General features: G+C 67.0%; 20 protein-coding genes. 10 read left to right on the top strand and 10 right to left on the bottom strand.

The genetic code is table 11. The features are described 5' to 3' along the window. The coding region (locus AC1DJN_RS12070; RefSeq protein ID WP_478039249.1) for an acetamidase/formamidase family protein at positions 1–1,043 on the bottom strand (1,043 nt) is incomplete at its 3' end. 268 nt (positions 1,044–1,311) lie between these two features. Between AC1DJN_RS12070 and aroQ the strand changes: the two genes are divergently transcribed. The 4 genes from aroQ to accC are packed head-to-tail and all read left to right on the top strand — an operon-like array spanning position 1,312 to position 4,109. Continuing rightward, positions 1,312–1,764, top strand: coding sequence for a type II 3-dehydroquinate dehydratase (aroQ, locus tag AC1DJN_RS12065; protein WP_025878630.1), 453 nt, complete (start codon positions 1,312–1,314; stop codon positions 1,762–1,764). Next, entirely contained in the window at positions 1,761–2,183 is a 423-nt protein-coding gene (locus AC1DJN_RS12060) for a lysozyme inhibitor LprI family protein (protein ID WP_032976445.1), read from the top strand. Before aroQ ends, AC1DJN_RS12060 begins: the two co-directional genes overlap by 4 nt. A 54-nt stretch (positions 2,184–2,237) precedes the next feature. Continuing rightward, positions 2,238–2,729, top strand: coding sequence for an acetyl-CoA carboxylase biotin carboxyl carrier protein (accB, locus tag AC1DJN_RS12055; protein ID WP_025878628.1), 492 nt, complete (start codon positions 2,238–2,240; stop codon positions 2,727–2,729). Between the two features lie 12 nt (positions 2,730–2,741). Further along, positions 2,742–4,109: an acetyl-CoA carboxylase biotin carboxylase subunit gene (gene accC / locus AC1DJN_RS12050; protein ID WP_478039248.1), complete on the top strand. Its 1,368-nt coding sequence runs from the start codon at positions 2,742–2,744 to the stop codon at positions 4,107–4,109. Positions 4,110–4,254: 145 nt separating this feature from the next. Here the strand turns inward: accC and AC1DJN_RS12045 are convergent, their stop codons facing one another. Together AC1DJN_RS12045 and AC1DJN_RS12040 are read right to left on the bottom strand one after the other, a co-directional pair. Then, positions 4,255–4,629: a hypothetical protein gene (locus tag AC1DJN_RS12045; RefSeq protein WP_025878626.1), complete on the bottom strand. Its 375-nt coding sequence runs from the start codon at positions 4,627–4,629 to the stop codon at positions 4,255–4,257. Continuing rightward, the gene (locus AC1DJN_RS12040; RefSeq protein ID WP_282279434.1) at positions 4,626–5,591 is read right to left on the bottom strand and encodes a hypothetical protein; all 966 of its coding nucleotides are present in this window, start codon (positions 5,589–5,591) and stop codon (positions 4,626–4,628) included. The genes AC1DJN_RS12045 and AC1DJN_RS12040 overlap by 4 nt, the downstream gene beginning before the upstream one ends. A gap of 150 nt (positions 5,592–5,741) precedes the next feature. On the opposite strand from AC1DJN_RS12040, the gene prmA reads away from it, so the two are divergent. From prmA to fis, 3 genes are all read left to right on the top strand, one after another. After that, a complete protein-coding gene (gene prmA, locus AC1DJN_RS12035) occupies positions 5,742–6,662 on the top strand; it encodes a 50S ribosomal protein L11 methyltransferase (protein WP_032976482.1) in 921 nt (306 codons plus the stop codon). Between the two features lie 42 nt (positions 6,663–6,704). After that, positions 6,705–7,454 carry a DUF3426 domain-containing protein gene (locus AC1DJN_RS12030; protein ID WP_442252202.1) on the top strand — a complete coding sequence of 250 codons (750 nt, stop codon included), beginning with the start codon at positions 6,705–6,707 and terminating at the stop codon, positions 7,452–7,454. A 115-nt stretch (positions 7,455–7,569) separates the two neighbouring features. Then, on the top strand, positions 7,570–7,845 hold the full coding sequence (gene fis / locus AC1DJN_RS12025) for a DNA-binding transcriptional regulator Fis (RefSeq protein WP_478039247.1): 276 nt from the start codon (positions 7,570–7,572) through the stop codon (positions 7,843–7,845). 134 nt (positions 7,846–7,979) lie between these two features. Here fis and AC1DJN_RS12020 read toward each other — a convergent pair whose 3' ends face one another. From AC1DJN_RS12020 to AC1DJN_RS11995, 6 genes are read right to left on the bottom strand one after another with little or no spacing between them, the layout of a single operon-like run. Beyond that, positions 7,980–8,975 carry a phosphatidate cytidylyltransferase gene (locus tag AC1DJN_RS12020; RefSeq protein ID WP_025878622.1) on the bottom strand — a complete coding sequence of 332 codons (996 nt, stop codon included), beginning with the start codon at positions 8,973–8,975 and terminating at the stop codon, positions 7,980–7,982. Further along, a complete protein-coding gene (locus tag AC1DJN_RS12015) occupies positions 8,972–9,601 on the bottom strand; it encodes a lysophospholipid acyltransferase family protein (protein WP_025878621.1) in 630 nt (209 codons plus the stop codon). The genes AC1DJN_RS12020 and AC1DJN_RS12015 overlap by 4 nt, the downstream gene beginning before the upstream one ends. A 12-nt stretch (positions 9,602–9,613) precedes the next feature. Beyond that, positions 9,614–10,051, bottom strand: coding sequence for a hypothetical protein (locus AC1DJN_RS12010; RefSeq protein ID WP_442251966.1), 438 nt, complete (start codon positions 10,049–10,051; stop codon positions 9,614–9,616). After that, entirely contained in the window at positions 10,048–11,382 is a 1,335-nt protein-coding gene (locus tag AC1DJN_RS12005) for a phosphatase PAP2/dual specificity phosphatase family protein (RefSeq protein ID WP_032976438.1), read from the bottom strand. Before AC1DJN_RS12005 ends, AC1DJN_RS12010 begins: the two co-directional genes overlap by 4 nt. Further along, positions 11,382–13,133: a bifunctional alpha/beta hydrolase/class I SAM-dependent methyltransferase gene (locus tag AC1DJN_RS12000; protein WP_478039246.1), complete on the bottom strand. Its 1,752-nt coding sequence runs from the start codon at positions 13,131–13,133 to the stop codon at positions 11,382–11,384. Before AC1DJN_RS12000 ends, AC1DJN_RS12005 begins: the two co-directional genes overlap by 1 nt. A 39-nt stretch (positions 13,134–13,172) precedes the next feature. After that, on the bottom strand, positions 13,173–13,793 hold the full coding sequence (locus AC1DJN_RS11995; protein WP_025878617.1) for a CDP-alcohol phosphatidyltransferase family protein: 621 nt from the start codon (positions 13,791–13,793) through the stop codon (positions 13,173–13,175). Positions 13,794–14,006: 213 nt separating this feature from the next. Here AC1DJN_RS11995 and purH point away from each other — a divergent pair, with 213 nt between their 5' ends. Genes purH through purD form a run of 3 tightly spaced genes read left to right on the top strand, consistent with a single transcriptional unit; the run spans position 14,007 to position 17,828 of the window. Beyond that, on the top strand, positions 14,007–15,590 hold the full coding sequence (gene purH, locus AC1DJN_RS11990; protein WP_442251964.1) for a bifunctional phosphoribosylaminoimidazolecarboxamide formyltransferase/IMP cyclohydrolase: 1,584 nt from the start codon (positions 14,007–14,009) through the stop codon (positions 15,588–15,590). Between the two features lie 17 nt (positions 15,591–15,607). After that, positions 15,608–16,486 (top strand): hypothetical protein, encoded by an 879-nt coding sequence (locus tag AC1DJN_RS11985; protein WP_282279438.1) that lies wholly within the window; start codon positions 15,608–15,610, stop codon positions 16,484–16,486. A 58-nt stretch (positions 16,487–16,544) separates the two neighbouring features. After that, positions 16,545–17,828, top strand: coding sequence for a phosphoribosylamine--glycine ligase (gene purD / locus AC1DJN_RS11980; protein ID WP_032976434.1), 1,284 nt, complete (start codon positions 16,545–16,547; stop codon positions 17,826–17,828). Between the two features lie 129 nt (positions 17,829–17,957). On the opposite strand, the gene rpoH is transcribed toward purD, so the two are convergent. After that, positions 17,958–18,833 (bottom strand): RNA polymerase sigma factor RpoH, encoded by an 876-nt coding sequence (gene rpoH, locus AC1DJN_RS11975; RefSeq protein WP_025878613.1) that lies wholly within the window; start codon positions 18,831–18,833, stop codon positions 17,958–17,960. Positions 18,834–18,851: the final 18 nt, after the last annotated feature.

The following is an 18,851-nucleotide window of genomic DNA, read 5'->3' as shown; positions in this document are numbered from 1 at the left end:
ATCGCATGCTGCTTCAGCAGCTCGACCTTCACCACCACATCCAGCGACGTTTCCAGCGCCCACTGCGTGGTTTCGCCATCACCCTGGAGCGCGTGGCCATCACCCAGGTACATCAGGGCACCAGGCTGCTGCACGGGCAGGTAGACCGTATTGCCTTCGACCACGGCGTTGAAGTCCATGTTGCCGCCGAAGTCACTGGTATCGCCGGTTGAAAGCGGCGGGTAGCCGAAGCCCGGCGCCAGCGCCAGGCCGCCGAGCATCGGCTTCACCGGCACTTCGAAATGCCGCAGGCCACCACTTGCGCCCTGCGGACGGGCGACGCCCCTGCTGCGGTCCAGCTGCCAGCGCACCCGCTTGCCCAGCCCAGTGGCTTCGGCAGCCACCCGCGGCGTCTTCAAGCGTCCCACCAGGCCATCCAGGCTGTCGGCGTAGTCACGGTTGAGCTTCAACGAGGTGAGCGTGATCGCCAGCGTGTCGCCGGGTTCGGCGCCGACCACGAAAAACGGCCCGACCTGTGGATTGCCGAACAGCGCGCGGGTGACGCCCTTCTCGTCCACGCCGCCGGAGTCCAGCGTACGGGTCTGCACCGAGTCCCCCGGCCAGATCACCAGCACCGGCGCCCGGTCGGCGCTGAACGTATTGGAGTAGTCGGTCGGCGTGAACACATGGCGCTGAGGTGCGGTCGAAACCCGCGCCGGTACTTTCCAGGCGCTGAAGGCGTGGACGGCACGCGCCTCGCGGTTGTTGGTATCCGGCTGATCGCTCTGTCCCTGCATCCGCGCCCCGTCAATGCGCCCGTCGAACTGGTAGCGCTGGCCCTGGCTGTCGGTTGCGGTGAATACCATCTGCCCGGCACCCAGGGTGCCGGTGACCGGGTCGGCGTCCAGACGGCCGGCGATACGCCCGTCCTGCACGTCCACCTGCAGGGTCTGGTAGTTCCTGCTGCCCCACAGGTCGGTGGCAACGATCCATTGTTCGGCAGCCAGCGCATTCAAGGGCAGCAGCGCCAGCAGCACTGCAGGCAATCGCATGGGGGTGGGCACGGCGCGAGCATCCAGGAGCGCCGACATGGCGGGTTGACCCAGTGTAGGAACACCCTGGCAACCTCCGCAGTGTCGAACGTAATGCGGTCCGGCTGCAGTCTCCGGGGCTGAGGGATGGTCGGCACGCGCAGTTTCCACTGTCTATAGTGAGCAGACATGCGGCGCACGGCCTTTTCAAACGATCGCTTTAAACACCACTAATTTCGCCGAACTGGACAGCATCCTCAGCTTCCGCCAGACTGCCGCCCTTTCCCGTCAATCGGATCCCATGGCGAAGCTGCTGGTCCTGCATGGCCCCAACCTCAACCTGCTCGGCAGCCGCGAGCCGGAGGTCTACGGCCACACCACGCTGGCCGACATCGACCAGGCGCTGGCCGCCCAGGCCGCTGCCGCAGGTCATGCGCTGGAGAGCCTGCAGTCCAACGCCGAGCACGTCCTGGTGGATCGTGTACAGGCCGCACGCACCGACGGAACGGCCTTCATCCTGATCAACCCGGCCGCCTTCACCCATACCTCGGTTGCCCTGCGCGATGCGCTGGCGGCGGTGGCGGTGCCGTTCATCGAGATCCACCTGTCCAACCCGCATACCCGCGAGCCCTTCCGCCAGCACAGCTATTTCAGCGACAAGGCGGTGGGCGTGGTGTGTGGCTTCGGTGCCGACAGTTACCGCTATGCGATGGACGCGGCATTGGCACGCGTGCAGGCCGCCGCCGCATCATGAGCCTGTCGCGCGTCCTCGCCAGCGTAGTGCTGTGGGCCGGCCTGTGCGGCGCTGCCAGCGCGTTCGACCGCAAGGACGAGGGCATCGACTGCGCGCATCCGACCACCACGATGGAGAGCGACCTGTGCGCCTCGGACGTGGCAGCGGCCGCCGACGTTGAACTCAACACCGTCTACGCCCAGGCACGCAGGCAGCTGCGCACGCCGGCCAACGGCGGCACCTGCAGCTACTGCGGCAACGCCGAACAGGAACTGGTGCTGGCCCAGCGCGCATGGATGCAGCTGCGCGACCACGACTGCCAAGCGGTGTACGCCCTCAATTCCGACGGCACCGCGCGCAATGGCGCACAGATGCGCTGCCTGATCACCCTCGCGCGCGACCGTACCCGGCAGCTGCGCGACTTCTACGAACTGCTTTGACCCGAGCGCAACGCGCTTCCCACCACACTGACATCAAAGAGCAAAGAGGCCACCATGGATCTCCGCAAAATCAAGAAGCTGATCGACCTGCTGGAAGAGTCGAACCTGGCTGAAATCGAAATCAAGGAAGGCGAAGAGTCGGTGCGCCTGTCGCGCGCTCCGGTGTCCGGCTACGGCATGATGCAGGCCCCGCCGCAGATGATGATGGCCGCTCCGGCCGCTGCCCAGCCGGCCACCCCGGCGATGCCGATGCAATCGCCGACCGAAGCCTCCACCGGCGGCACCGCCAAGCCGGGCAACGCGCTGCCGGAAGGCCACGTGCTGCGCTCGCCGATGGTCGGCACCTTCTATGCCTCGTCCGCACCGGACAAGCCGGCGTTCGTCAGCATCGGCCAGCAGGTCAAGGCYGGCGAGACCCTGGCCATCATCGAAGCGATGAAGATGTTCAACCCGATCGAAGCCGATGCGTCGGGCACCATCGTCGCCATCCTCGGCGAGAACGGCCAGCCGGTGGAATTCGACCAGCCGCTGTTCGTGATCGGCTAAGGGGCGGCTGCCATGCTCGACAAAGTCGTCATCGCCAACCGAGGGGAAATCGCGCTGCGCATCCTGCGCGCGTGCAACACCCTGGGCATCCGCACGGTGGCCGTGCACTCCACGGTCGACCGCAATCTCAAGCACGTGGCCATGGCCGATGAATCGGTCTGCATCGGTCCGGCGCCGTCGGCGGAAAGCTACCTCAACATCCCGGCGTTGATCGCCGCGGCCGAGGTCACCGACGCCCAGGCCATCCACCCGGGTTATGGCTTCCTGTCCGAGAACGCCAACTTCGCCGAGCGCGTGGAAGAGTCCGGCTTCATCTTCATCGGCCCGAAGGCAGACACCATCCGCCTGATGGGCGACAAGGTCGAAGCGATCCGTGCCATGAAGTCGGCCGGTGTGCCGTGCGTGCCCGGTTCGGGCGGCCCGCTGGGCGACGACATCGTCGCCAACACCAAGATCGCCCGTGAGATCGGCTACCCGGTCATCATCAAGGCGGCCGGCGGCGGCGGTGGCCGCGGCATGCGCGTGGTGCACGCCGAAGCTTCCCTGAAAACCTCCATCGAAACCACCAAGAGCGAGGCCAAGGCCGCGTTCGGCAATGGCGAGGTCTACATGGAGAAGTTCCTGGAGAACCCGCGCCACGTGGAGATCCAGGTGCTGGCCGACGGCCAGGGCAACGCCATCCACCTCGGCGAGCGCGACTGCTCGATGCAGCGTCGTCACCAGAAGGTGGTCGAGGAAGCACCGGCACCGGGCATCACCGCCGAGCAGCGCGAGCAGATCGGCAAGGTGTGCGTGGAAGCCTGCATCCGCATCGGCTACCGCGGCGCCGGCACCTTCGAGTTCCTGTACGAARACGGCCGCTTCTACTTCATCGAAATGAACACCCGCATCCAGGTGGAGCATCCGGTCACCGAGATGGTCACCGGCATCGACCTGGTCGCCGAACAGCTGAAGATCGCTGCCGGCCAGAAGCTGTCGATCAAGCAGAGCGATGTGGTGCTGACCGGTCACGCGATCGAGTGCCGCATCAATGCCGAAGACGCCGAAACCTTCGTGCCGAGCCCGGGCACCATCACCGGCTTCCACGCACCGGGTGGTCCCGGAGTGCGCGTCGATACCCACATCTACAGTGGCTACCGCGTGCCGTCGAACTACGACTCGATGATCGGCAAGCTGATCGTGCACGGTCCGGACCGCGAGACCGCCATTGCCCGCATGCGGGTGGCGCTGAGCGAGATGGTGGTCGATGGCATCAAGACCAACATTGCCCTGCAGCAGCGGATCATGCGTGACAAGGGCTTCCAGGCCGGTGGGCAGAACATCCACTATCTGGAAAAGCGCCTTGCCGAGCGCAAGAGCAAGCCGATCGCGTTGACCTGATCGGCAGAGTGCCATCGCCGGACACGAAAAGGGCGGGGATTTCCCCGCCCTTTTTGCGTTTTTACGGTAGCGCCGGGCCATGCCCGGCGGCCTTCCATCGCCACCGCCCACCCGCCGGGCATGGCCCGGCGCTACCGGCGTGGCGTCAGCGCGCGTCGGCCGCGGTCGCCGGAATCTGCGAGTTCGCCAGAGGACGCACGCCGTTCGGCGAGGTCGGATCGACGATCACCATGGTCTCGCTGGACCCATCGGGCCACACCACCTGGAAGGTGCTGCCGGCCGGCAACGACGAGAACGGCACGCCGCTCTGCGCACGGTAAACGGCGGCAACCTGGCTGGCACCGGCACGACGCACGTCTTCCTGTGTCTTCACCGAGGTCAGCTCCACCTTCGATAGACGCCGGTAGCGGTCCTCGTAGGTGTCGATCATCAGCAGGCCTACCGCACCGGCCGAATAGGCCACGAACAACACCACCCAGAACCAGAACTTGGCCCCATGCAGGAATCGACGGTAGTTCATCGCCCGTCCCTCGTTCCAATCAATCGCTTGATCCATTCCTTCATTTTCCCCGCACCTTGCCGCGAAACCGCGGCGTCATACACAAATTCACGGAAGTCCTGCGTTCCATCCGGCGAACAGATCCCTCCATTCGCACAAAAACTGTTGACCAGCACGCTGTCGGCTCCACAGGGAAGACCGAGTTCGCAGGCCGCAACCCGCCATGCCAGTTCACTGAGCTGTTCACCGGCGACCATGCCGACGAGCGCCTTGTCGCCGGCCGCGCGCAACCCCATGCCCGGCGCGATGGCCATATAGGCCTCCGGATCGCGCGAGGTACGTACGCGTTCAACCAGGTCGCGGCGGTACTGCTCGCTGTCCTGCAGTGGCTCACCTTCGGCAAACAGCGCCGCTTCGGCAGCGAGGTTGCCCTGCTGGGCCGCACGACGACGCTCACCGAGCACCAGTGCCGGCCCCAGCTTGTCGCCGGGCACGAAGCCACCGCAGCGCTGCGCCACCCGTTCGCGCGCCTCCACCATCTCCGGTGCAGCACTCAGGCCAAGGCCGGACAGCACGTTGTTGTCCAGGCGGTAGCCACCCGGATCAACGGCGTACTGCGCGCAGTAGTCATAGACCCGGCTGAGCATCCAGCGCGCCTCATGGTTGCCCCGGTCGGCCTGCACGCGCAGGCGCTGCGCGTAGGCGTACAGATCGGTGGCACTTTCGATGTCGGCGCGGATATCCAGCGGCAGGCCCGAAGGCAGCGCGGTGCCGGGTTCGAACGCAGCGAGGCGGCGTGCCAGGGCTTCCGGCATCACCGGTGCCAACGCCCCCTGCACATCGCCGGCCGGGGCAGCCAGCGGCGCGTCGACGCGCGCGTCCATGTCCCGGCTGTGCCCATTGGCCCGATAACCGGCCACGCCCAGCACGGCCACGGCCGGCAGGACGAGCAACCAGGTTTTCAGGGTCGGGGCGAAAGCCATCGGCAACGTTCGGTGGTACGGCGCACAGGAAAGCGCCGAGTTTAGCAAGGCCCGTGAGGCCTGTCTGAATCGGCTTCGTTCATCTCAAGGCATACGGAGACGCCCTGATGGTCTAGCATGGCCCCCTTTCCCGCGATTGCCCTCACCGCCATGCCGTTCCTGGAACTGACCCTGCGTTGTACCGAAGCCACCCAGCCCCGTTATGAGAATGCGCTGGAGGATGTGGGCGCGCTGGCGGTGACCCTGCTTGATGCCGAAGCCGACACCAGCAACGAACAGGCCATCCTCGAACCCGGCGTGGGCGAGACCCCGCTGTGGGACACCCTGGTGCTCAGCGCGCTGTTCCCGGCCGACAGCAATGCCTTGCTGCTGCTGGCCGCGCTGGAAGCCTTCGACCCGGAGCTGGACTGGAGCAACGGCAGCTTCCGCGCCGTGGAAGACGAAGACTGGGAGCGCGCGTGGCTGGACCAGTTCCAGCCGATGGACTTCGGCAGCCGTACCTGGATCGTGCCGTGGAACCACGAGCTGCCGGAAGCCGCGCAGGCCGCCGACGCCGCCATCGTGCGCCTCGACCCGGGCCTGGCCTTCGGCTCGGGCACCCACCCGACCACCGCGCTGTGCCTGCGCTGGCTGGACCAGCTGGCCATTGATGGCCAGCTGCAGGGCCAGCGCGTGCTCGACTTCGGCTGTGGCTCGGGCATCCTCGCCCTGGCCGCACTGAAGCTCGGTGCCGCCCAGGCCATTGGCGTGGACAACGACCCGCAGGCGTTGATCGCCACCGCCGACAATGCCGAGCGCAACGGCGAACAGGCACGCATGCAGGTGTACCTGCCGCAGGACGAACCGGTCGCCACCTACCCGATCGTGGTCGCCAACATCCTGGCCTCCGCGCTGGATGCACTGGCCGAACTGCTGGCCGCCCGTGTCGCCAGCGGTGGTCGCATCGCCCTGTCGGGCATCCTGCATGGCCAGGAAGACGAACTGCTGCAACGCTATGCGGCCTGGTTCGACGACCTGCAGGCCACCCAGGATGGCGACTGGATGCGCATCACCGGCGTACGCCGCGCCTGATCGTGGTTGAATGACCGCTGGATCCGAGCCCGCGCCCTGAGCATGTCCGAGCCGAACCCACCGCGCCGTCCCCTGGCCACGTTCCTGCGCGCCGCGCCGGGACGCGATGCCACGCCTGAAGCCACCGAACCGCGCGGACCGGTGCCGACCGATGCAACGCCGGTGATCGAGGACATCGACCCGGCAACGGACATCGTGGCGGCAACCGAAACAGAACCGCTGGCCGCCGCTGATCCAATCATCGAGCCCGACTTCACCGCCAAACCCGGCATCGTTGCCACCGCCGCCGATGCGCCCAGCTTCCTCGGCGTACGCCCGCGGGCGCTGCCCACCCCGCGCTGGCATTGGCTGCTGGTGGCCGCGCTGGCGCTGCTGCTGTTGCTGCAGAGCGTGCTTGCCGATCGTGCACGGCTGGCCGCCGATGCCGGTACCCGGCCGTGGATCGGTGCGCTGTGCAGCGTGCTGCGCTGCGAGCTGCCCGCCTGGCGCGAGCCCACTGCATTGACCATGACCAGCCGTGAAATCCGCCCGTTGCCGGCCCAGCCCGGCGTGCTGCAGATCCAGGCCAGCATCCGCAACGACGCGCGCTGGCCGCAGGCATGGCCGGACCTGCGCCTGTCGCTGTCCGATGCCGATGGTCGTGTGATCGGCACCGGCGTGTTCGCACCAGCGCAGTACCTCGGCGAAAACCCGGGGGCGGCCCCTCTGGAACCGGGCCAAAGCGCACGCATCGCCTTCCGCGTGCAGGAGCCTGCCGCATCCACGGTCGCATTCACCTTCGAGTTCCTTTGACCTGGGCCTGACCGTCCGGCCGTGGCAGGTCGGGCACGCTCGCGCTAGACTGACCGCCATCACCTCATCCGGTCCGGCGCCCCGCGTGCATGGACCAACCAGATCGGGAACCCCCTTGAACGCTGTCCTTTCTCGTCCTGACAACRGTCGTGGCGCTGCCCGGCCACCGCTGCGCGAACATGTGGCCCAGTCCGTGCGCCGTTACCTGCGCGACCTCGATGGCTGCGATGCGGACGATGTCTACGAGATCGTACTGCGCGAGATGGAGATTCCACTGTTCGTGGAAGTGCTCAACCACTGCGAAGGCAACCAGAGCCGCGCGGCCGCGATGCTGGGCATCCACCGCGCCACCCTGCGCAAGAAGCTGAAGGAATACGGCATCAGCGCGTAAGCGCAGCATGGGTAGTGCCGGCCGCTGGCCGGCAACCGCAACACACTGTCATCATTCATGGGGTTGCCGGCCAGCGGCCGGCACTACCGGCTCCGGTAGATCCACGCCATGCGTGGATGAATCTCCCCCGCAGCTCAACCGCCACCTCCCGCCTTCCAGTAGTAACGCACCACGTGGAAGAACACCGGGGCGGCGAAGCACACTGAATCCAGCCGATCGAGCATGCCGCCATGGCCCTCGATCATGTTGCCCCAGTCCTTGATGCCGCGGTCGCGCTTGATCGCCGACATCACCAGGCCGCCCCAGAACCCCATCAGGTTGATCAGCAGCGACAGGCCGAACGCCTGCAGCGGCGTGAAYGGGGTGATCCACCAGAGCGCGGCGCCCAACGCGCTGGCACAGAGCACGCCGCCGACGAAGCCTTCCACCGTCTTCGACGGCGACAGCTTCGGCGCGATCAGGTGCTTGCCCAGCAGCTTGCCCCAGATGTACTGCAGCACGTCCGACGACTGCACCACGATCACCAGGAAGGCGAACAGCAGCACGTTGCGCGCCGGATCGTAGCCCGGCACGCGCAGGTTCAGCAGCAGCGGCACGTGCGAGATGCAGAACACGCAGATCATCAAGCCCCACTGCACCTTCGACGTGCGCTCCAGGTAGTGGGTGGTGTCACCACCGATGGTGGCCAGGATCGGCAGGAACAGGAACGCGTACACCGGGATCAACAGCGTGTACATGCCATACCAGTCGATCCACACCAGGTAGTACTGCCACGGCAGCACGATGTAGAACGCGGCCAGCAACGCGTAGTAGTCACCTGATCGTGTTGGCGCCAGGGTGATGAATTCGCGCAGTGCGAACAGCGAGATGATGGCGAACAGCACGATCACTCCGGCGCGCCCGAAGAACAGCGCCAGCCCGACCACGATGGCCATCACCCACCACGCGCGGATGCGCGAGACCAGGTTGGCGATCACCGCGCTGGGCTGTCCACGCTGGCGCCAGCGCAGGGTTTCGGACACCAGCGTGGCCAGCACCAGCACGGCGCCTACGCCCGCGAACAGCAGCCCTGTCTGCTGGCCCACGCTGCGTGCGGCAAGATCACCGGACACATCGATCATGAAGCTCATGCACGGCCTCCGTTCGGGGCAAGGGCCAGCAGCGCCTGCCGGCTGCGTGCCAGGAACGCGGCCTTGTCCTCATCGGCCTGCAGCCGCAGCGGCGTACCGAAGGTTGCCGTGCACAGCAACGGCAGCGGCAGGAAACGCCCTTTCGGCATCACACGCTTGAGGTTGTCGATCCACACCGGCACGAACTCCAGCTCCGGGCGTTGCCGGGCCAGGTGGTAGATGCCGCTCTTGAACGGCAGCAGCGGCTCATCACCGATGTTGCGCGTGCCTTCCGGAAACAGGATCAACGAACAGCCCTCATCCACCGCATCACGCAGCACCTGCAGCGGATCCTGATGGCGGTTGCCGGCCTCGCGCTCCACCAGCACGCCATTGAATACCGCGTCGATCAGATAACGACGCAGACCGTCGCGCTGCCAGTACTCGGCGGCGGCGACCGGCCGCACCTGGCGCCGCAGCGCCGGCGGCATCGACGACCAGATCAGCACGAAATCACCATGACTGGCATGGTTGCCGTAGTAGACGCGGTGCTCGCTGGACGGCGCGCAGCCAACCCACAGCGCGCGTGCGCCGGTCACTACATGGATGGCCGCGCTGCAGGCGCGGGCGATCAGTTCAGCAAACATCGGCACCTCCGGTCAGGTCTGCGGCCACAGCACGGCCAGCAGCAGGGCAGCGAACTGCAGCAGCGTGGCGGCGTACTGGCGCATCAGCAGACGCCGCATGCCGGTCCAGCGCGCATCCCAGCCACGCGTCGGCGCCGCTGCGTCCAGCCTGCGCAGGCCAGCGGTGTGCAGCGCCTGGTCCACGCGTTGTGCTGCGTCTTCACCCTGCAGGCCCTCCTGCTGCAGCAGCTGCAGCAGGCTGGCGTCCAACTGCACCCGCACCGCGTAGTACGCCTGCACAACACCTGCAACCAGGCTCAGCAGCAGCAGGCCAGCGGCGAACATCGCCAGCCCAGGCTCGATGCCCAGCAACAACAGGGCCACCAGCAGCAGGCCCAGCGACAACGCGGCAGGCAATCGCCCCCGCCGCAGCAGCAGATGCATCATCGGCAGATCGGGCACGGCGCTCATGCAATGGTCTCCTGCGCGGCAGCGGCCGCGATCACCTGTAGATGAACGTCGTGCAGCACGATCGACGGCCGCGCGCCACGCACGATCGACACCGCGTCGGCCACATCGCGCGCACGGCCGGTGCGCAGCAACCAGGTCGCCACGCTGGCCGCGCTACGTGAGTACCCCAGCGCACAGCAGACCAGGACGGGGCCATGCCCGCGCAGGCGTTCAATGGCATCTGCCGCGGCGCGCAGCTGCGCCGCTGAAGGCACCACCAGGTCCAGCATCGGCACGCTGGCGTACGCTGCTCCCGGCGCGCGGCAGGACAGCTCCGCACAGGTGTCGACCACGCCCACCAGCGGTGCCGGCAGTGCGGTACCTGGCAGGCGCCCCAGCCAGACAGCGTCGACGACCGGCACCGGCTGCGGCGCGCGGCGCGTCCACAACCGCGAGTTGATCCACGCCGCACCCAGGTACGGTGCCAGCAGCCAGCGCGCGGCCATCGTCAACCGGCCATCGGCGCGCTTCTGGAACACCGCCGTGCCCAGCCCGGCATAGGCCAGCGACACCAGCAGCAACGACACCACGGGCCACAGCAGCCACAATGCGGTGCCGCGCAGCATCACCACCGGCACCAGCAGCAGGCCGGCACCCAACACATACAACGCGGCCAGCCGCCAACGCTTCGGGTCACCTGCAGCCTGCCAGGCACGCAACGGCGGCGTGCCCTGCTCTGGCCACAGCCACACGCACAACCAGCCGGCCAGCAGCCCGGTGGGAATGTCGATGAAGTGATGCTGGAACGTGGTCAGCACCGAAATGCCGATCAGCAGCGCCCACACATGCAGCACCAGCCGCCAGACCCCGTGCAGGTACTGCGCGAACTTCACCCACAGCACGATCAGCAGCACGATATGCAGCGACGGCGCCTGGTTGAATGGCTTGTCGAAGCCCAGCAGCACGTCGAACAACCAGCCGAACACACCGCCGATTTCCGGCCGTTCGAAGCTGAAGCGCAACGGCCACAACAGGAAGCACGCCACCGCGATCACCTGCGCGCTGAGCAGGCGCAGCGCGTGCCGGTCCAGCTCCAGCCGGCGCCGGCACAGGAAGAACGAGATCGCATAGAACAGGTCGATCGACCAGTACGGCACTATCGTCCACGGCACGAACGGAATCCGCGCCTCCCAGGCAAATGCCATCACCGGCAGCTGGGCATGGCGGCCGGCCATCCAGTTGGCGAAGCCATAGCTGGCGAAGAAGAACGGACCGAGCAGGGCCAGCCACAGCAGGGCGCGCCGCCAGGGGCGCGCCTCGCTGGATGATGCGGTTGCCGCCAGCGTCGCCATCACGCGATCCGTCGTGCCAGCGATACGGTGAAGATGCCGAAGTCATCGATGCGCTGGGCCACCTTCTGGAAGCCGGCCAGGCGCACCAGTTCGTCCATCTCGTGCTGGGTACGGCGGCGCATCACCCACGCCGCGCCACCACGATGGCTGGTCAACGCACGCGCGATGAACTCCAGCTGCGGATGCCACGGCTGCCCGGTATAGGCCAGGTAACCGCCCACCGGCACCGTCGCAGCGATGCCCTGCAGCGAACGCAGCACCGCATCGTTGTCCGGGAACAGTTCGTACAGGCCGGACACCACCGCCAGCGTCGGCGCCGGTTCCACCGCTGCCAGCTGCGCCGGATCGAACGCATCGCCCTGTTCGAAGCGGGCGATGTCGGCCGCGCCGAGGCGCTCGATCAAGGTCTTGCCCTGCGTTACGTTCAGCTCGCTGAAATCGCGCAGCACGATGCGGTCGGCACGCTGTTCGCCCTGGCCGAGTGCTTCCAGCACGTAACGGCCATGGCCGGCCGCCACGTCCAGCACGCGCACCGGCGCGCCCTGCCCGCGCAGTCGCTGGGCGGCATCGCGCAGCAGTTCCTGCAGGTGCTTGCCGCGCACGCGGATGCCGCGCCAACCGATCGCATCCAGATAGTTGCGGTCGACCATCCGGCCCAGCGGGCCCTTGCCCCGCGCCTCATCACGGTAGATGTAGTCCAGCGTGCTGCCCGAGTCGAAACCGGTCTGCAGGCCCAGCGCGATGCCCTCCGACAGCGTGCCGCCGAAACGCAGGCCACCGCGCACCACGCGCCAACGCAGGTCGGCCAGGCTGTTGCGCTCCGGTGGCCACGACAGGATCTCCGATTCCTCGAAGGTCGGGCCATGCCGATGCGCATCGCGCCGCGACAGCTCCTGCAGCGGTTCGGCAAAGCGTGCCTGGATGAAGCTGCGGATACGCGCCAGCGCCGGTGCACGGTCACGCTCGCCGAGGGTGTCGTGGAAGAAGCCCGGCAGGTGCACGCGCTCCTTGATCGGGCTGGACAGGCGTTCGTAGAAGCGGTCCTGCGGGCCGCGATGCACCACGAAGTCCGAGCCCGATACCAGCAACTGTACCGRCACGCTGATCGCCTGCGCGTCGGCCACGATGCGGTCGGCCGCTTCGTACAGGCCCAGCAGCACGCGCACCGAGATCGGCCGGGTGATCAGCGGATCGGTGCGGTAGCTTTCCACCCGTGCCGGGTCGTGGGTCAGCCACTGCGGCTTGACGTAGCTGTTGACGAAGAAGTTGCCGCGCAGTTTCTGCATCAGCGCCAGTCCAGCGCGTGCGAACGGCACGTACAGCTTCACCTTGAATGCCGGCGAAGCCATCACCAGCGCGCGCAGCCGCGGCGCATAGTCATGCACCCAGGTGGCGGCAACCACCGCGCCCACGCTCTGCGCGATCACCACGATGTCCTCCACCGCGATGCCATGCTCGGCACTGATGTGGGCGATGAAGCTGTCCAGGTCGCGCACCAGCGCCGGGAAGCCCGGTGCGTCGCCGCGCGTGCCGGGCGAGCGACCATTGCCGCGCGCATCCCACGCGAAGAACGCGGTGTCGGGCAGGTCCAGCTCGTCGACCAGATGGGTGACCCGGCCGGAGTGTTCATGGCCGCGATGCAGCAGCACGATGGCCTTGGCCGGCGTGGTTGCCGTGGTGCTCGGCCAGTACCGGTAGAACAGCGGTACCTGGTCGAAGCTGTGGAATTCCCGTTCCTGCGCCTGACGCATGCAATCTCCGTATGGATAGGGCGTGTAATCGTGTTGTGCTTACCGCGGCGATATCGCCGCGGCTTCCTTCAATCCCTGGCGTACGCGACGGACCACCGTCACCCCACACAGCAGTGCGGCCAGTGCGGCGACCGCGCTGACCACGGTCGCGCCTGCCCAGCCAAACGCCAGCAGCAGGCCCAGCACGCCGATCACGAACGCACGGTCGCTCTTGCCCATCGGGCCGTCATAGCGGCGGCTGGCGCCGACCATCAGGCCCAGCACGCCGGCGTACTCGCTCAGCGCGGCGGCCCAGGCCAGCAGCCACAGTGCCTCGGGGCGCACGCCCGGTACGCTGAGCAGGCTCAGGTACAGCGCCGCGTCGGCGATCACATCGCACAACTCGTTCAGATAGGCGCCCAGCCGCGATTGCTGGCCGAATTCGCGGGCCAGCATGCCGTCGACGGCGTTGAGGGCCATGCGCAGCAGCATCCACAGCGGCAGGGCCAGATACAGCAGCGGCTGGGTGGGAGCGCAGCACCACACCGCAGCGGCCACCAGCAGCGAGACCACGGCCGCAGCCACGGTCACCGTGTTGGCGGTGATCCCCATGCGGTACAGGCCGTGTACGGCCGGACGCAGCAGGTCCTGGAAACGTCCTTTCAATGCATAGATCGACACGATCTGAACCCGCTAATCCTTGGCAGTGCGGGCACAGCCTACCTGATTGCGACAGCGCCACGTATCGAATTGCGCCCAATGCCGGCCCATGCAGGTGCTGTCGAGCGAATCAGGAAGGGAGTCTGCACCGGCCAATTTCCCCCACCAGCGCCCGCCACCGGCCCCCACCGCCTACAATATCGGCCCCGCTCCGCTGCCGATTGCCCTGTCCCCATGACTGCTGATCTGTTGCCCGTCCGCCGGGCCCTCCTCTCCGTTTCCGACAAGACCGGCCTGGTCGAGCTGGCCACCGCGCTGGCTGCACGCGGCGTGGAGCTGCTGTCCACCGGCGGTACCGCCAAGGCGATCCGCGATGCGGGCCTGGCCGTGAAGGATGTCGCCGAGGTCACCGGCTTCCCGGAAATGATGGATGGCCGGGTCAAGACCCTGCATCCCATGGTGCATGGCGGCCTGCTGGGCCGCTCCGGCCTGGACGACGCGGTGATGGCCGAACACGGCATCGGTGCCATCGACCTGCTGGTGCTGAACCTGTACCCGTTCGAATCGGTCACTGCCAAGGCCGACTGCACCCTGGCCGACGCGGTGGAGAACATCGACATCGGCGGCCCGGCGATGCTGCGCTCGGCGGCCAAGAACTTCGCCCGCGTGGCGGTGGCCACCGACCCGTCGCAGTACGCCGAACTGCTGGCCTCGCTGGATGCCAACGACGGCCAGCTGTCGGCCGGCACCCGTTTCGCCTTCTCGGTGGCCGCRTTCAACCGCGTTGCCCAGTACGACGCGGCGATCAGCAACTACCTGTCGGCCGTCACCGCCACCGACGCCGCCGTGCCGGTGCGCGCCGAATACCCGGCGCAGATGAATTCCACCTTCGTGAAGGTGATGGACCTGCGCTACGGCGAAAACCCGCACCAGAGCGGCGCGTTCTATCGCGACCTGCATCCGGTGCCGGGCACGCTGGCCACCTTCCAGCAGCTGCAGGGCAAGGAGCTGAGCTACAACAACCTGGCCGATGCCGATGCAGCCTGGGAATGCGTGCGCCAGTTCGACGCRCCGGCCTGTGTCATCGTCAAGCATGCCAACCCGTGCGGCGTGGCCGTTGGCGCCGGCAACGGCGATGCCTACGAGCTGGCCTACGCCACCGACCCGACCAGCGCCTTCGGCGGCATCATCGCCTTCAACAAGCCGCTCGATGCAGCCACCGCGCAGGTCATCCTGGACCGCCAGTTCGTTGAAGTCCTGATTGCGCCGGACTACGAACCGGCCGCGCTGGAATACGCGCAGAAGAAGGCCAACGTGCGCGTGCTGCGCATCCCGCACGGCGACGGCCTGAACAACTTCGACAACAAGCGCGTGGGCTCCGGCCTGCTGCTGCAGTCGTCGGACAACCGCGGCATGACCCGCGACGAACTGAAGGTGGTCAGCAAGCTGGCACCGACCGACAAGCAGTTCACCGACCTGCTGTTCGCCTGGAAGGTCGCCAAGTTCGTGAAGTCCAATGCGATCGTCTACGCCAAGGACAACAGCACCATCGGCGTGGGTGCCGGCCAGATGAGCCGCGTCTACTCGGCGCGCATCGCCGGCATCAAGGCCGCCGACGCGAACCTGGTGGTCGAAGGGTCGGTGATGGCCTCCGATGCGTTCTTCCCGTTCCGCGACGGCATCGACGCCGCTGCCGCCGCCGGCATCAAGGCGGTGATCCAGCCGGGCGGTTCGATGCGCGATGCTGAAGTCATCGCTGCCGCCGATGAACATGGCCTGGCCATGGTGTTCACCGGCGTTCGCCACTTCCGCCACTGATACCTGGAGCGACACGGATGTCTGCAGTCTCTTTGAAACCGCTTGCCGTGCTCGCCTTCGCTGGCACGGCCCTGCTGGCCGGCTGCAAGCCGGCCGCCGAGCCCGCATCTGCCCCCCAGGCAGATGCGGCAAAGCCCGCCGCCAGCGAACCGGCAGCGCATGTCAGTCGCACCGCGCGGCTGCAGGCCTTCCTGACCGGGCGTTACGGCAAGGACGCCAAGCTTTCCGGCCAATGGCGCGGCAGCTGGACCCAGGACGATGAAACGCGCGCGATCGACTGGCAGGTCTGCGCCGAGCAACCGGTGGTGACCGGTGACAGCTGGCAACAACTACTGGCGGTGTGCGGTGCGCTGGTCGATGGCGCGCATATCGACCCGGGAACGATCGAGTTCTTCGTGCTGCAGCCCAAGGGCGATGGCTTCGGGGTAACCAGCGAACTGACCGGCGAGCGCTTCGGCAGTGGTGGCCAGCCCGGCACCGCCAGCATCATCCGCGCCGGCAGCGATTTCTACGGCTTCCGCGTCGAGGATGGCTGGTTCGGCCAGGGCTTCTCGCTGCTCTCGCAGACCCTGGTCCTGCCGGGCCCGAAAGGCCTGACCAGCACCGGCAACGTGCGCAGCCACATCGACAACGACGCCCAGTACGAATGCGAGAACGTCGACGCGGCCGCCGACCCCGATACCGCCGAAGACTGCCGCACCCGCCGCTTCAGCATCGATTTCGCACTGCGTTTCGACGACAGCGACCGCAGTGCGCGCATCTGGCCACTGCTGATCGAGGAATCCGGCAACACCTGCGGCGGCAAGCGGGTGCGTCAGGAGCACCGCTTCACCCTGGACCCGAGGTCCTGGACCTACTCCTTCCCCGAATCGCTGCGACGCGAAGGCTGCGAATGACGCACACGCGCCGCCGGGGACCTGGAACTTCCCTTCCCACGCAATCTGGAATCTCGTGATGAACGTACTTGTCATCGGCTCTGGCGGCCGCGAACACGCCCTGGCATGGAAGCTGGCCCAGTCCTCCCGTGTCACTGAAGTGCTCGTGGCGCCCGGCAATGCCGGCACCGCCAACGAAGACAAGTGCCGCAACGTGGCGGTGAAGGTCACCGACATCGATGGCCTGCTCGCCCTGGCCCAGGCCGAAGGCGTGGCGCTGACCGTGGTCGGCCCGGAAGTGCCGCTGGTGGCCGGCGTGGTCGACCGCTTCCGCGCCGCCGGCCTGCGCATCTTCGGGCCGACGGCGGCGGCCGCACAGCTGGAAGGCAGCAAGGCCTACGCCAAGGATTTCCTGGCACGCCACAACATCCCCACCGCGTTCTATTCGGTGCACACCGACGTGGACGCGGCACTGGCCTACCTGCGCGAGAAGGGCGCGCCGATCGTGGTCAAGGCCGACGGCCTGGCCGCCGGCAAGGGCGTGATCGTGGCGATGACCCTCGCCGAAGCCGAAGATGCGGTGCGCGACATGCTTTCGGGCAACGCCTTCGGCGATGCCGGCGCGCGCGTGGTGATCGAGGAATTCCTCGACGGCGAGGAGGCCAGCTTCATTTCGATGGTCGATGGCGTGCATGCACTGCCGATGGCCACCTCGCAGGATCACAAGCGCGTCGGCGACGGCGACACCGGTCCGAACACCGGCGGCATGGGTGCGTACTCGCCGGCTCCGGTGGTGACACCTGAAGTGCATGCACGGGTGATGCGCGAGGTGGTGAACCCGACCGTGCAGGGCATGATCGCCGACGGCATCCCATTCACCGGCTTCCTCTACGCGGGCCTGATGATCGATGCCAGCGGCGCGCCGAAGGTGATCGAGTTCAACGTGCGTTTCGGCGACCCGGAAACCCAGCCGGTGATGCTGCGCCTGCAGTCGGACCTGGTCGACCTGGTGGACGCGGCGATCGATGGCCGCTTGGACGAGGTGGACGCGCAGTGGGATCCGCGCCCGTCGCTCGGCGTGGTGCTGGCCGCCAGGCCGTATCCGGAATCGCCGATCACCGGCGAGGTGATCTCCGGCCTGGATGATGTGCCGGCAACGGCCAAGGTGTTCCATGCAGGAACGACGCTGGATGCGCAGGGCCAGGTGCTCAGCGCAGGTGGCCGCGTGCTGTGCGTGGCAGCACTGGGTGACAGCGTGCGCGACGCGCAGGCGAACGCGTACGCGGGCGTGGCGAAGGTGACCTGGGACAACGAGTTCCACCGCACCGACATCGGCTGGCGGGCGATCGCGCGGGAAATCTGAGACCGCGCTGATCCACGCGTGGCGTGGATCTACTGGATCGCGAAGTAGATCCACGCCATGCGTGGATCCAGCAGGAAAAAAAAGGCCCGGCAATGCCGGGCCTTTCCATTACTCAAACGCTTCGCCGCCTTATGCGGTGAACAGCGCCTTCATCTTCTTCAGCGCGTTCGCTTCAACCTGGCGGATACGCTCGGCCGATACGCCGTACTCGTCCGCCAGCTCCTGCAGCGTCACCTTGCTGTCCGCATCCAGCCAACGGCGGCGGATGATGTCGCGCGAACGCGCATCCAGTTCCGCCAGGCCTTCGCGCAGCAGCTGCATCTGGTTGTCTTCGCTGTCCTCGCGCTCGTAGGCCATCGACGGATCTTCGTCATTGGCCACCAGATACGCAGCCGGCGACGGCGGCGCGTGGTCGTTGTCTTCATCGGTGGGGGCATCGAAACCGATATCGCGGCCGGACAGGCGCGATTCCATTTCCAGCACCTCGCGCTCGGACACGTTCAGGTCCTTGGCCACCGCACTGACTTCGGCCGCGTTCATCCAGCCCAGGCGCTTCTTCGACTTGCGCAGGTTGAAGAACAGCTTGCGCTGCGCCTTGGTCGTGGCGACCTTCACGATGCGCCAGTTCTTCAGGATGAACTCGTGCATCTCGGCACGGATCCAATGCACGGCGAAGGACACCAGACGCACGCCCATGTCGGGGTCGAAGCGCTTGACCGCCTTCATCAGGCCGATGTTGCCTTCCTGGATCAGGTCGCCCAGCGCAAGGCCGTAGCCGTTGTAACCGCGGGCCACGTGCACCACGAAGCGCAGGTGCGAATGCACCAGCTCACGGGCAGCGTCCAGATCGTTGCCGTCGCGGAAGCGACGGGCCAGGTCCTGTTCGTTATCGACCGACAGCACCGGAATCTGGTGCACGGCACCGATATAGGCGTCCAGCGAACCGAGCGCACTGGGAATCGGCAGATTGTTTGCCACAAGGGCAGTAGAGGTGTTCTGGCTCATAGGCACCCATCTTAGCAG

The sequence above is a fragment of the Stenotrophomonas sp. 05L414_2 genome (genome assembly GCF_056397905.1).
Note: the sequence above shows the minus strand (reverse complement) of the source record. Positions and strands in the feature narration are given on the sequence as shown.